1 protein-coding gene is annotated in these 259 nt (G+C 40.5%); it reads left to right on the top strand.

Features of this window, described 5'->3' with window-relative positions:
• On the top strand, positions 1-259 hold a 259-nt coding region (locus tag AAEY83_RS16395; protein WP_351060741.1), incomplete at both ends, for a TonB-dependent receptor domain-containing protein.

The following is a 259-nucleotide window of genomic DNA, read 5'->3' as shown; positions in this document are numbered from 1 at the left end:
GCCTACTTTAATGCAAGCTACGATTTAACTGACGATTTAACGGTAGGTGGTGGTCTTCGTTATTCAAAAGATGAAAAAGATGCAAATGCTATATTCCCATCATTTCCTACTCGTAAGTATGTAAGTGCAGATTTTGATGCAGTTACGTGGGATGTAAATGCATCTTATCAGCTTAGCAATAATATGAATGTGTATGGCCAGATTCAAAAAGGCTACCAAACAGGTGGTTTTCCACCGCGCCCATTTGGTGGACCAGACC

It is taken from the genome of Psychrobacter sp. TB20-MNA-CIBAN-0197 (assembly GCF_040309765.1).
GTDB classification, from domain to species: Bacteria; Pseudomonadota; Gammaproteobacteria; order Pseudomonadales; family Moraxellaceae; genus Psychrobacter; species Psychrobacter submarinus.
Note: the sequence above shows the minus strand (reverse complement) of the source record. Positions and strands in the feature narration are given on the sequence as shown.